11 protein-coding genes are annotated in these 13,673 nt (G+C 36.7%); all 11 read right to left on the reverse strand.

Going from position 1 to position 13,673, the window contains the following annotated elements:
- Position 1: 1 nt before the first annotated feature.
- Positions 2-1,681: a formate--tetrahydrofolate ligase gene (locus tag M9426_RS03130; protein WP_005953807.1), complete on the reverse strand. Its 1,680-nt coding sequence runs from the start codon at positions 1,679-1,681 to the stop codon at positions 2-4.
- 9 nt (positions 1,682-1,690) lie between these two features.
- Positions 1,691-2,584 carry a glutamate formimidoyltransferase gene (gene ftcD, locus M9426_RS03135; RefSeq protein WP_250342415.1) on the reverse strand — a complete coding sequence of 298 codons (894 nt, stop codon included), beginning with the start codon at positions 2,582-2,584 and terminating at the stop codon, positions 1,691-1,693.
- Between the two features lie 80 nt (positions 2,585-2,664).
- Positions 2,665-4,203 carry a histidine ammonia-lyase gene (hutH, locus tag M9426_RS03140; RefSeq protein WP_005953765.1) on the reverse strand — a complete coding sequence of 513 codons (1,539 nt, stop codon included), beginning with the start codon at positions 4,201-4,203 and terminating at the stop codon, positions 2,665-2,667.
- Positions 4,204-4,646: 443 nt separating this feature from the next.
- The gene (locus tag M9426_RS03145; protein WP_195444924.1) at positions 4,647-4,856 is read right to left on the reverse strand and encodes a hypothetical protein; all 210 of its coding nucleotides are present in this window, start codon (positions 4,854-4,856) and stop codon (positions 4,647-4,649) included.
- Positions 4,846-5,532 (reverse strand): hypothetical protein, encoded by a 687-nt coding sequence (locus tag M9426_RS03150; RefSeq protein WP_250342416.1) that lies wholly within the window; start codon positions 5,530-5,532, stop codon positions 4,846-4,848. The genes M9426_RS03145 and M9426_RS03150 overlap by 11 nt, the downstream gene beginning before the upstream one ends.
- 112 nt (positions 5,533-5,644) lie before the next feature.
- Positions 5,645-6,367, reverse strand: coding sequence for an amino acid ABC transporter ATP-binding protein (locus M9426_RS03155; protein WP_250342417.1), 723 nt, complete (start codon positions 6,365-6,367; stop codon positions 5,645-5,647).
- A complete protein-coding gene (locus tag M9426_RS03160) occupies positions 6,360-7,034 on the reverse strand; it encodes an amino acid ABC transporter permease (protein ID WP_250342418.1) in 675 nt (224 codons plus the stop codon). The genes M9426_RS03155 and M9426_RS03160 overlap by 8 nt, the downstream gene beginning before the upstream one ends.
- 60 nt (positions 7,035-7,094) lie before the next feature.
- The gene (locus tag M9426_RS03165) at positions 7,095-7,949 is read right to left on the reverse strand and encodes a transporter substrate-binding domain-containing protein (RefSeq protein WP_250342419.1); all 855 of its coding nucleotides are present in this window, start codon (positions 7,947-7,949) and stop codon (positions 7,095-7,097) included.
- Positions 7,950-8,062: 113 nt separating this feature from the next.
- Complete coding sequence (locus M9426_RS03170) at positions 8,063-8,851, reverse strand: L,D-transpeptidase (RefSeq protein WP_250342420.1); 789 nt, start codon at positions 8,849-8,851, stop codon at positions 8,063-8,065.
- 1 nt (position 8,852) lies between these two features.
- Positions 8,853-11,669: an excinuclease ABC subunit UvrA gene (gene uvrA / locus M9426_RS03175; protein WP_435405877.1), complete on the reverse strand. Its 2,817-nt coding sequence runs from the start codon at positions 11,667-11,669 to the stop codon at positions 8,853-8,855.
- A gap of 12 nt (positions 11,670-11,681) precedes the next feature.
- Positions 11,682-13,673 carry an excinuclease ABC subunit UvrB gene (gene uvrB / locus M9426_RS03180; protein ID WP_250342421.1) on the reverse strand — a complete coding sequence of 664 codons (1,992 nt, stop codon included), beginning with the start codon at positions 13,671-13,673 and terminating at the stop codon, positions 11,682-11,684.

The raw sequence follows: 13,673 nt of genomic DNA on the forward strand, positions 1-13,673 counted from the left end.
ATTAGAATAATCCAGTAATAACTCCGTTGTTATCAATATCCATCTTGTTAGCAGCTGGAACTTTTGGAAGTCCTGGCATTACCATGATGTTTGAAGTTTGAACAACGATGAAGCCTGCTCCTGCAGATACTCTTACATCTTGAATTTCAATGTCAAAATCTGTAGGTGCGCCCATTATCTTTTGATCATCTGTAAATGAGAATTGTGTCTTAGCTACACAGATTGGAAGCTTGTCAAGACCAATTTCTTCAAGCTTTTTAACTTGGTTCATTGCAGCCTTAGTAAATTTAGCTTCTCTACCTCTGTAGATTTCTTTAACAATTGTGTTTACCTTGTCAACGATAGATGCATTTACATCGTAAAGTGGTTTGAAGTCAGCTTTTCCTTCGTCGATTAGTTCAACAACTTGTTTAGCAAGGTCTTCTGCACCTTCGCCACCCTTTGCGAAACATTCACAAAGTGAAATTCTTACTCCAAGTTCTTTACAAAGTTCTTCTAATTTAGCAATTTCAGCTTCAGTATCATCAGCAAATCTGTTGATTGCAATAATAGCTGGAACGCCAAACTTCTTAATATTTTCAACGTGACGTCTTAAGTTAGCAAATCCTTTTTCAAGAGCTTCAACATTTTCAGTCTTAAGTTCTTTTTTATCTACTCCACCGTGCATCTTAAGAGCCTTAATTGTAGCAACAATTACAACTGCATCTGGAGAAAGACCTGCCATTCTACATTTAATGTCCATGAATTTTTCAGCACCAAGGTCAGCACCGAATCCAGCTTCTGTAACTGCGTAATCACTTGTTGCAAGTGCAAGTTTAGTAGCTAGGATTGAGTTACATCCATGAGCAATGTTAGCGAAAGGTCCACCGTGAATAAATGCTGGTGTATTTTCAAGAGTTTGTACCATATTTGGTTTTAGTGCATCCTTAAGAAGCATTGCAACAGCACCTTGGATTTCAAGATCAGCAACTGTTACAGGTTCGTTGTCTAGGTTGTAGCCAATAATCATCTTAGCTAGTCTGTTCTTTAAGTCTTCAATGTTTTCTGATAGACAAAGAACTGCCATGATTTCAGATGCAACTGTAATCATGAAGTGGTCTTCTCTAGGGAAACCATCAGCTTTTTTACCAAGAGATATAACAACATTTCTAAGAGATCTATCATTCATGTCGATAACTCTCTTCCAAGTGATTTGTCTACAGTCAATTCTTAGAGCATTTCCTTGGTGGATGTGGTTATCGATACAAGCTGAAATAAGGTTATTTGCAGCTGTCATTGCGTGAAGATCTCCTGTGAAGTGAAGGTTAATGTCTTCCATAGGAACTACTTGTGAGTATCCACCACCTGCAGCTCCACCCTTAACACCAAATACAGGTCCAAGAGATGGTTCACGAAGAGCTACTGCTGATTTCTTTCCGATTCTGTTAAGTCCTTGAGTAAGACCAATAGAAACTGTTGATTTACCTTCACCTGCTGGTGTTGGAGAAATAGCAGAAACTAGAATAAGTTTACCATTTTCACTGTTTTCTTCGATTCTCTTAATTGCATCCCAAGAAATCTTAGTCTTATATTTACCATATTGTTCAAGATCGTCTTTTTCAAATCCAATCTTTGCAGCTACTTCTTCAATTGGAAGCATTTTTGCTTCATCAGCTATTTGTATATCTGTTTTAAATCCCATTTTACTTAATTACTCCTCTATTAAAAGTGTTTCAAGAACTTGTTCTTGCTTAAATCCATCAATTTGCATGTAGTAAGCTGCTGAATCAACAAGAGCTTGTAGAGGAAGAAGTCCAATAAGTTCAGTGTTAACAACAGTTACTCCGTATCTCTTAGCTTCTGATTTTACCATTTCAAGAGCTTGGTAAATTGCAGTTTTTTCGAAGTTAACAAGGTTCATAGATACTTGTGTTTGACCCTTTTCTTCTAGTTCAAGACCGATAGCCTTACAGAATCTAAGTCCTCCACCAATGTGACGAACTGTTTTTGCAATTTTATCAGCAATAGCTAAGTCGCTTGTATTTAAGTTTACGTTAAATGCGATAAGGTGGAATCTTGCAGCAACAGCTGTAGCTCCTGATTTAACGTTCATTTCTTGTGGACCGAAGTCTGGTTTCCATTCAGGTTCTTTGATTTTGTCGAAGAATCCTTCGTATTGTCCCTTTCTAACCTTAGCAAGGTTCTTTCTGTCTGGACTTGTTGCAGCATCTTCATATAGGTAAACAGGAATTCCCATTTCTCCTATTGCCTTACCAACTTTGTTAGCATATTCAACGCATTCTTCAGTTGTACATTCAGTTACTGGAACAAAAGGTATAACATCAACTGCGCCCATTCTTGGGTGAGCACCTTCATGTTTAGACATATCGATTATTTCAGTAGCAACCTTTACAGATTCAAGAACTGCAGCTATAACAGCTTCTGGTTCACCAATTACTTCAACAACAAGTCTGTTGTGGTCAGCATCTGGTTGGTAGTCGATTAGTTTTACATTTTCCTTTGCTCTAAAACATTCAGTAATTTTTTCAACTTTCTCAAGGTCTCTACCTTCAGAATAGTTTGGAATACACATTACTCTTTTCAATTAATTTTCCTCCTATTAATTTGAATTATTTAATACTTTTTTCTTACTTCTATATTATAAGTTAACTATCTTACTATTTATTAAAATTTTACTACTTTTTCTACTTCTTCAAGAAGTTTTCCAGTGTTAATAAGTTCTTGAGCTTTTTCAAGTTCTTCATAGATTTCGATAGACTTGTCATCTTCGATTAATGCAACTTGTTTTCTAATTACATCGTGAGCAACTTTTGTTCCCTTACCAAGTTGATATTTGTTGTCTTCCATTTCCATTCTGAAATCAAGAGCTTGAGCAGCTATCATAAGTTCAGTAGTAAGGATTCTAGCTGTGTTCTTAATAACTTCTCTTGCTTTTCTTGATGCCCAGTTACCCATAGAAACGAAGTCTTCTTGGTTTTCACAAGATGTTATTGAGTCAACACTTGCTGGGTGAGATAAAGTTTTGTTTTCAGATGCTAAAGCAGCTGCTGCGTATTGCGTGATCATGAAACCAGAGTTTAGACCAGGGTGTTTTACTAAGAATGAAGGCATTCCAGAAAGTGTAGTGTTTACCATTCTTTCAATTCTTCTTTCAGAAACATTACCTAGTTCAGAAACTGCAATTGCTAAGAAGTCAAATGGTTGTGCCATAAGTTCTCCGTGGAAGTTACCACCAGAAATTACCTTACCATCATGAGTGATGATTGGGTTATCAGTTGCAGAGTTAAGTTCGATTTCAACTTTTTCTTTAACATATTCAAGAGTGTCTTTAGAAGCACCGTGAATTTGTGGCATACATCTAAATGTATAAGCATCTTGTACTCTAAGTTCAGCTGTGTGAGTGATATAAGTTGAACCTTCAAGAATATTTCTTAAGTTTTCAGCAGTCTTAAGTGATCCTGCGTGTGGTCTAATTGTGTGAAGTTCTTCCCAGAATGCGTCGATGATTCCTCTAGCAGATTCACAAGCCATAGCTCCAGCGATATCAGCAATCTTAGAAAGTTTAAGTGCATCGTAAGTTGCAAGTGCTCCAGTTGCTGTAAGAACTGTTGTACCGTTAATTAGTGCAAGACCTTCTTTAGCTGCAAGTGCGATTGGTTTTAAGCCAGCTTTTTCCATAGCTTCTTTACCTGGAAGAAGTTCGCCTTCATAGTAAGCTTTTCCTAGTCCAAGCATTGGAAGAACCATGTGTGCAAGTGGTGCTAAGTCACCAGAAGCTCCAAGAGATCCCTTTTCTGGAATAAATGGAACTACGTTTCTATTTAACATTTCAAGAAGTAATTCGATAGTAGAAAGTCTGATACCAGAAACACCCTTTAGAAGTGAGTTGATTCTAATAAGCATAACTCCTCTTACTTCATCTTCAGGAAGTGGGTTGCCAAATCCAGAAGCGTGAGTTCTAATAATGTTTTCTTGAAGTTGAACTGAATCTTCTTTAGAGATACTTACTCTTGATAGAGAACCAAAACCTGTGTTGATTCCATAAACAACTCTTTCTTCTTCAACAATTTCTTCAACGTATTCTCTTGATTTGTTTACATCAGCAATTGCCTTTTCATCAATTTCTACCTTAACGTGATCTCTACATACGGCTACTAATTGTTCAAGATCAAGATCGTTACCTGTTAATACTACTTTGTTCATAATTGTACTCCCTTTCTTTTAATACATTGCATCTTACTTACTAATTCAAAAGAAAATATTAAAGATGAAATATTAAGTCATCTTTTGAAAAAGTAGTTGCCAAAATTTCTTCATCTGCATGGTGAGTCCTTGCAAATGTTTTCTAAGTAGATTCTATTCTAAATATAAATCATTGTCAATAATTTTTGAGGAAATAAAACTCTATTCACTTAAAAAGTACAATCTTTTAATACGTTTTCTCAATAGTATGTTTCTCAGATTGCATGTTATAATGTAACTTGTTATCTTTTTCCTGCAAAATTTATTTTTAAATATTTTTTATTCAGAAATACTTTAAATAAAATATGTTATTAGTTTTAATCTATATTTAAATTCTCATTAATAAAATCAAGAATAAAGTTTACATAAAAAATGACTTAGTCGCCTAAGTCATAAATTTCATATTAATCTTTCTTTATTAGTCCATAGATAATAAGTCCTATGGAAAGTATAAAGGCAATTTTTAATGTAAGGTCATCTTTAAGATAATTAATTAAATTATTTTGATAAGACGATGTCATCTTCAAGTCCAAAAGTGGCATGAAGTGCAAAAATACTATTAATAAAACAGTCAATACCACGCCTGTAATTATATACTTGTCTTTAGATTTCATTTATTGGCTCCCTTCTTACTATTAAATAGGCTCCCACAACTTTCTTTGCAGTCCCTTTTGATACTCCCCTTCCATTTTTATGTACTTCAAAGTCATAGTGATTTATCTCAGGGAAAAGACTCAGGCTTGCAAAAGATTTTCCTTCAACTTTTACTTCAATATCCAAATTAATTTTAATTTTCTTCTCCACATCAAAACCTAGGGAATTAGAAATTATTTTTGGGTCCATGGGAAAGTCTACCATATAATCATTTCTTAAAATTCTTTCTCCAATTTTAATCTCAGCATCTTCTTCCTTTTCATTTTTACATATTGATTGGTAAAGATCACGTCCACTAAATTCTATTACATTTTTAACTTCTGAAATATTTTCAATTGTATAGCCTTCTCTATTCTTCACTTCTTCTTCGGTGTAATCATCCTTATCAAGAAGTTTAATGTATTTTATTTCTGCAATTTCATAGCCAAGACTTTCTTCCATTTGCTTCTTCTTTTCACTTGACACTTCTAAGATTTCAAAATTTTTATTGCCCTTGTCTTGATTTAAGTTTACTTCTTCTTGCTTATGAACTTTCGGGTCTTCAGTATAGGACCTGTAGATAGTCCTTCCAAGAAAGACTAAGCTTAGGAATAAAAGAGCAAAAAGAATTATTAAATTTTTCATTAAGCACTTCATTGCACTCGCTCCTTAAAAGAATTATATCATAAAAAATATTTTCCCTTATTAGATTGCAATAAAAAATGACCTAGCCTCAACTAAGTCATTTGCTTTAAATTTATAAAAGTTATTAAAGAACTTTTCCTAAGAAGTCTTTGGTCCTATCGTTTTGTGGATTGCCAAAAATTTCTTCTGGACTACCTTCTTCTACGACGTAGCCGCCATCCATAAAGATAATTCTGTCGCCAACTTCTCTTGCAAAGCCCATCTCGTGAGTAACAACTACCATGGTCATTCCTTCCCTTGCAAGGTCCTTCATTATGTCAAGAACTTCTCCAACCATTTCTGGGTCAAGGGCTGATGTTGGTTCATCAAAGAGCATTACCTTTGGATTCATTGCAAGGGCTCTTGCAATTGCAATCCTTTGTTTTTGCCCGCCTGATAAAGACTTTGGAAAGGCCTCTGCCTTGTCAGGAAGTCCAACTCTCGCAAGTAGTTCTCTTGCCTTTTCTTCTGCCTTAGTCTTTTCCATTTTCTTTACAAGTGTAGGAGCAAGAGTAATGTTGTCCAAGATGTTTAAGTTGTTAAAAAGATTAAAGGATTGGAATACCATTCCCATATCTTCACGAACCTTATTTATGTCTACCTTCTTTGAAGTAATTTCTTCATTGTCTACAAAGATCTTGCCACTTGTTGGGCTTTCTAAAAGATTTAAGCATCTCAAGAAAGTTGACTTACCTGAACCTGATGGTCCAATAACAACTACAACTTCTCCATCTTTTATCTCTTGGTTTATTCCCTTTAGGACCTCAAGTTCTCCAAAGGATTTTGTAAGATTTTCTACCTTAATCATTTGCAAGTCTCCTTTCTAGACGTCCCATTGCCTTTGAAAGGCTGAAGGTCATAATGAAGTAGATGCAGGCTGTGAATATAAAGGGCCTTACTAGTTCAAAAGTTCCCGATGAAATACTTTTACCTGCGTACATTAACTCTCCAACGCCAACTGTGTAAGTAATTGATGATTCCTTGATAAGTGTTATAAATTCATTGACTAGGGCTGGCAAAATATTTTTTATTGCCTGTGGCATGATGATTTTTCTCATGGCTTGCTTTTCATTAAGTCCAAGAGACCTTGCAGCTTCCATTTGACCATAGTCAACTGAGCTAATTCCTGATCTTATAATTTCTGCTATGTAGGCAGCAGAGTTTAGTGATATAGAAAGGGCACACAAGAACATTGGCGCAGTCAAAAGTGTAAATTGTTCTGGAATAATTTTTTTAAGTCCAAAGTACACAATCATTATTTGCACAAGCATTGGTGTTCCTCTTACGATTTCTATATAAACACTTGATAAGATATTTAATATTTTTAATTTCGATATTTTCATTAGAGCAAGAATTACCCCAAGTGTGAAACCTAAAATGACGCCGATTATTGAAAGTTCAATAGTGGTTATGGCACCATTTAAGTAGGTCGGTAAGTACCTCTCTATGAAAGATATTTGATTCATAATTCCCATTTTATCCCCTTATTTTTTTAAAAATAAAAATTCCCCACATTTAATGTAGGGAATATTTAATTATTTCATTGCCTCTTTATTAGATAGTTCAATATACTCATCAAACCATTTGTCTACTTGGCCTGAATCTTTTAATCCTTTAACAACTTCGTTAACAGCTCCTGTTAAGTCGTCGTTGCCTTTTTTAACTGCTACTGCAAATCCACTGTCATCTGGAATTCCTAGGTCTTTTATAATAACTAGTCCGTCAGTGATTGAAGCAAATTGCTTAGCTGGTAGTTCTGATAAGAAAGCTGCATCAATGGACTTGTTCTTTAATTGTTCAATGATGACATTGTTAAGATCAAATCCCTTGCAATTGTTTCCAAATTTTTCTGTCGCAAACTTGTGTTGAAGTGTACCAAGTTGTGTACCAACAATTTTTCCTTTTAGGTCATCAAAAGCTTTATACTTGTCTTTGTTTTCTTCAGTTACAAGTAAAACTTGTTGTCCCTTTGAATATTCTTCAGAGAAGTCAACTTGTTTCTTTCTCTCTTCGTCAGCACCCATGCCTGCTATAACCATGTCAACATCGCCTGAGTTTAGAGAAGCAAGAAGTCCTTCAAAAGCCATATTCTTAACTTCAAGCTCAACTCCAAGTGAATCTGCAATGGACTGTGCAATTGCAATGTCAACACCTGTAAATTCTTCTTTACCAGATTGGAAGGATGTCCATTCCATTGGCGGGAAGTCTGCTGAAGTTCCAAGAACTATTTTTCCCTTTTTCTTAATAGCGTCAACTGTTGGTCCAGTAGTTGTTATTTCAAACTTCACTGCTTCCTTAGCTTCTTCCTTAGCTTCCTCTTTTTTTCCACAACCGAATAATAAGAGGGCTGTCATTGCAACAAGTGCAATATTAAAAATTTTCTTTTTCATGATTTCCTCCCAATATAATTTAAAATAGCCTTCTAAAGCTTGTGCTTTAATTTTAAAAAACATTATAACGTAAAGGCTTATGATTTTCAATGGCTTAAGACTACTTTATTAAATTAAAATTCTAATAGGTCACCTGCCGGCACTTCTTCTATTGGGTTCCTATTTTCTTCTATAGGTTTTTGCTTTTCTACTGGTTTTGCCTCTGCCTTCTTAGGTCTTGAGAATTGGTAAACTCCCCAGGATTCTAACTCTGCATCTGTTCCCAACCAAACTGGTGCTCCGACCTTCATCTTTGGAAAAATTTCATTTTCTATATCGTAGTTAAACATCCTTATGCAACCATTGGAATAGTAGCCACCAATTTGGAGGGGTTTAATGTTGCCATGAATTCCATAACCACTTTTACCAGGTATACTTAAGCCCATCCACCTTTCTCCAAGTGGATTCTTTGGATCATTGGATGCAACTGGAGTGTACTTGCCTCCCATTCCACCCCAAGCTGGGTTCTTGTGCATGTTGTGAATCCTTGCCTTTGCTGATGGCGTTGGAGTAGATCCTGTCCCAAGAGTTACAGGGAACTTTCCAAGAGCTTGTCCACCCTTATAAAGAGTAAGAGTCCTCCTAGACTTATTAACCACTATCCAGTTGCCACTTGTTGGTGGATTAGTTACCATGTCATAAACTTCGTAATTTTCTGTATAAAGAGCCTGCTTTGTCTTAGCATTAATCCCACCAGTTACAGGAAGGTTCATCCTTGCCTGCCACTTCTTTAGGGAATGAGTCCTCTCACTTCCAGACTTATTCATGAAGTCATTTTGTCTCACAAATCCCTTTGCTGAAACAAAACTTGGCAAGAGACTTAATGCCAAGATAAGGGCTCCCATTCTTTTAATTTTTTTCAAATTAATCCTCCAATTTATTCTTCAAGAATTCTCCTGTGTAAGAATCCTTGCACTTAATAATTTCTTCAGGCCTTCCAGTGAAGATAACTTGACCCCCACCTTCTCCGCCTTCTGGTCCAAGGTCGATTATGTGGTCGGCGCACTTTATAACATCAAGATTATGCTCAATTGTTATCACGGTGTTGCCCCTGTCCACAAGTTCTTCCAAGACCTTAATTAATTTATTTACGTCTTCTGAGTGAAGACCAGTTGTTGGCTCGTCCAAGATGTAAAGAGTTCTTCCCGTTGCCCTCTTAGATAATTCTGTTGCAAGTTTTATCCTTTGGGCCTCACCACCTGATAGGAGTGTAGAGGACTGTCCCAATTTTATATAAGAAAGTCCAACATCTCTTAGGGTTTCAAGCTTTCTCAAGACCCTCTCGTGGTTTTGGAAGAAGTCGATGGCCTCTTCAACTGTCATGTCAAGGACATCGTAAATATTTTTGCCCTTGTATTTTACCTCAAGAGTTTCACGGTTGTACCTCTTTCCATGGCAAACTTCGCAAGGAACATAAACATCAGACAAGAAGTGCATCTCAACTTTTAAAATTCCGTCGCCCTTGCAGGCCTCGCATCTTCCACCCTTGACGTTAAAGGAAAATCTTCCCTTCTTGTAGCCACGCATTTTCGCCTCGTTTGTATTGGCGAATACATCTCTTATTATATCAAAAGCGCCTGTATAAGTGGCAGGATTTGACCTTGGTGTTCTACCAATTGGCGACTGATCTATGTCAACAATCTTATCAATATTATCGAGACCTTCAATGGACTTGTGCTTGCCAGGTTTTATCCTAGACTTGTTTATCTTTTGGGCAAGGCTCTTGTAGAGAATTTCGTTTACAAGAGAAGACTTGCCTGATCCAGAAACTCCTGTCACGCAGACAAATTGTCCCAGTGGGAATTCAACATCAATATTTTTTAAGTTGTTTTCCTCTGCACCCTTTACCATGATGGACTTGCCTGTGTATTCCCTTCTTTTCTTGGGAACTTCAATCTTCTTTCTCCCACTTAGGTAGGCTCCAGTTATAGACTCTTGAACTTCCATAATTTCTTCTGCAGTTCCTTGGGCAACAATCCTTCCCCCGTTAATGCCTGCAAGGGGTCCAATATCTACAATCTCATCTGCAGCAAACATGGTGTCCTCATCGTGCTCAACTACAATTAAGGTGTTGCCAATATCTGTTAAGTTCCTAAGAGACTCAAGAAGCTTTGCATTGTCCCTTTGGTGGAGTCCAATACTTGGCTCGTCAAGAACATAGATTACTCCAACAAGTTGGGAACCAATTTGCGTTGCCAACCTAATTCTCTGTGCCTCGCCACCAGAAAGAGTTCCTGCCATCCTGGATAAGGATAAATATTCAAGACCAACATTTACCAAAAATTCTAGCCTTGACTTAATTTCTTTTAAGAGCTCCTCAGCAATTATCATTTCATTTTTTGTAAACTCTAAATTTTCAAAAAATTCTAGGGACTTATCAATGGACAATTCTGTTAGTTCATGAATATTTAGACCTCCAACCCTTATTGCAAGAGATGAATCTTTTAATCTTGTTCCATGACACTTAGGACATGGGACTTCTTCCATAAACTCGTCAATTTTATCCAGCATCCTATCAGAACTTGACTCAGTATATCTTCTCTTTAGATTTTTTAAAATTCCCTCAAAGCCTCCAGAGTATTTTTTCTCTCCAGAGAAGTAGGAATTAAAAGTAAAGCTAAGTTTTCCCTTGTAGCCTTCAAAAATTGCCTCGATAAATTCCTTTGGAGCATTTTTTATTGGTTCCTTAGTAGAAAAATCAAACTTCTTAGCAATTTGTGAAATTATTTCATAATAATAAGTTCCCTTAGAGTTAGAGTAGCAAGCAATTGCCCCCTCATCTATGGAAAGGTCTTTGTTGGGAATAACCAAATCTCTTGAAACTTCTTTTGAAAATCCAAGTCCCTTACACTCGTCACAGGCTCCCATAGGAGAGTTAAAAGAGAAGGATCTTGGAGTAACTTCTTCTATTATAATGTTGCAGTGAGGACAGGCAAACTTTGTGGAGAAAATCATATCATCTCCATCTATTACATTTATCTTTGCTATGCCATCACTTAGGTTTGTTGCAATTTCTAGCGAATCTGCAAGTCTTGATTCAATTTTTTCCTTTATTATTATCCTATCAATGACAATGTCTATGTCGTGATTTTTATTTTTTTCAAGTTCTATTTCTTCTCCAATATCGTGCATTTCTCCGTCAACTAGAACTCTTAAAAAGCCTTCTTTTTTAATTTTTTCAAAAACTTTTTTGTGTTGACCCTTTCTGTGTCTAACAACTGGTGAAAGAATTTGAATCCTAGTCCTCTCATCTAGTTTCATTATTTCGTCTACCATTTGGTCTATAGTATAGGAAGAAATTTCTCTTCCACACTCTGGACAAAAGGCATGACCAACCCTTGCATACAAGAGCCTTAGGTAGTCGTAGATTTCTGTAACTGTACCTACTGTTGACCTTGGGTTCTTTGACGTAGTCTTTTGGTCAATGGAAATTGATGGACTCATGCCTTCGATGTAGTCAACCTCTGGCTTGTCCATTTGTCCCAAGAACTGTCTTGCATAGGAAGATAGAGATTCCACATACCTTCTTTGACCTTCTGCATAAATTGTATCAAAAGCAAGGGATGACTTGCCCGATCCAGAAAGTCCTGTGAAAACTACAAATTTATTTCTAGGAATTTTAAGGTCAACATTTTTTAGATTGTTGACCCTGGCTCCCTTTACTATTATTTCGTCTTTCAATATAACACCTCTTTAAAGGATGGCAGATTTTTTCTTCTCCCTTAAATCCTTTATCTTGTCCCTAATTTCAGTAGCCTTTTCAAAGTCAAGTTCTTCGGCTGCCCTGTACATTTCAGGTTTTAGGGCATCTATCATTTCATTTATTTCATCCTTAGTAAATTCATTTTCTTCATCTTTAATATCTTTAAAGTCAATAGACTCTTCTGCAGCAATGGCAGTATTTATGACTTCACGAACACTCTTGACTATGGTCTTTGGAGTGATTCCATGTTCTTCATTGTATTCTTCTTGAATTTTTCTTCTTCTAGAAGTTTCATCAATAGTAACCTTCATGGAAGGAGTTATAGTATCTGCATACATAATAACTTTTCCACCAGCATTTCTCGCTGCACGACCAGCAGTTTGGATAAGTGATGTGACAGAACGAAGGAAACCTTCCTTGTCTGCATCAAGTATACAAACCCTTGAAACCTCTGGCAGGTCAAGACCCTCTCTTAAGAGGTTGATCCCAACAAGGACGTCAACCTTGCCAAGCCTTAAGTCTCTTATTATCTTCATCCTCTCCAAGGTATCCACATCAGAGTGCATGTAAGTAACCTTATACCCAATTTCCTTTAAATGTCTTGATAAATCTTCAGACATCCTCTTAGTTAGGGTTGTGATAAGGACTCTTTCTTCCCTCTCAATGGCTCCATTCACTTCATTTATTATGTCATCAATTTGATTTTTAATTGGCCTCACTTCTATTATTGGATCAAGAAGACCTGTTGGCCTAATAATTTGTTCAACCTCTTGCTCAGTGTGTTCAAGTTCATAGGGTCCTGGAGTTGCAGAAACATAAACACATTGGTTCATCATTTCTTCAAACTCATTAAATCTCAAGGGCCTGTTGTCTAAAGCCGAAGGAAGTCTAAAACCATATTCAACAAGGGTTTCCTTACGTGCCCTGTCCCCATTGTACATACCCCTAATTTGTGGAATAGTTTGGTGAGACTCATCAATTATTGTCAAGAAGTCCTTTGGAAAATAATCTATTAATGTATAGGGTCTTGAGCCTGGAGCCCTACCTGATAGGTGCCTTGAATAGTTTTCTATACCAGAGCAAAAGCCCATCTCAGACAACATTTCCAAGTCGTACCTTGTCCTTTGCTCCAACCTTTGAGCCTCTAAAAGTTTTTCTTGGTCCTTTAAGACCTTAAGTCTTTCCTCAAGTTCTTCTTCTATTGTTACTATGGCACGCTTTACCTTTTCTTCCGAAGTTGCAAAGTGAGATGCTGGAGTAATGTAGGCATGGTTAAGATAGTGGAGGACTTGGCCTGTCAAGGCATTTACTTCTGTTATCCTATCAATCTCGTCTCCAAAAAATTCGACCCTAATAGAATTTTCTGATGATGAGGCTGGGAAGATTTCCAAAATATCCCCACGAACCCTAAAAGTCCCACGCTTAAATTCATAATCATTTCTAACATATTGGATGTCAACAAGCTTACTCATGACTTCGTTCCTGTCCCTTATCATGCCAGGTCTTAGAGAAATCGCCAACTTTTCATAATCAATTGGGTCCCCTAAGCCATAGATGCAGGAAACTGACGCAACAATAATTACGTCCTTTCTTTCGAAAAGAGCCATAGTTGCAGAGTGACGAAGTTTATCTATCTCATCATTAATAGAGGAGTCCTTCTCAATGAAGGTATCAGTCCCTGGCACGTAGGCCTCTGGTTGATAGTAATCGTAATAAGAAACAAAGAATTCTACAGCATTCTCTGGGAAAAATTCCTTTAACTCAGAGCAAAGTTGGTAGGCAAGAGTCTTGTTGTGGGCAATTACCAGAGTTGGCTTTTGGACCCTCTCTATTACATTTGCCATGGTAAAGGTCTTGCCCGAACCTGTTACCCCAAGTAGATTTTGGTGCTTGTAGCCCTTTTTGATCCCCTCAGTTAATTTGTCAATTGCTTGAGGTTGATCCCCTGTAGGCTTGTATTCAGAATGAATTTTAAATTCCAT

The sequence above is a fragment of the Peptoniphilus genitalis genome, assembly GCF_023614525.1.
Lineage (GTDB): Bacteria > Bacillota > Clostridia > Tissierellales > Peptoniphilaceae > Peptoniphilus_A > Peptoniphilus_A genitalis.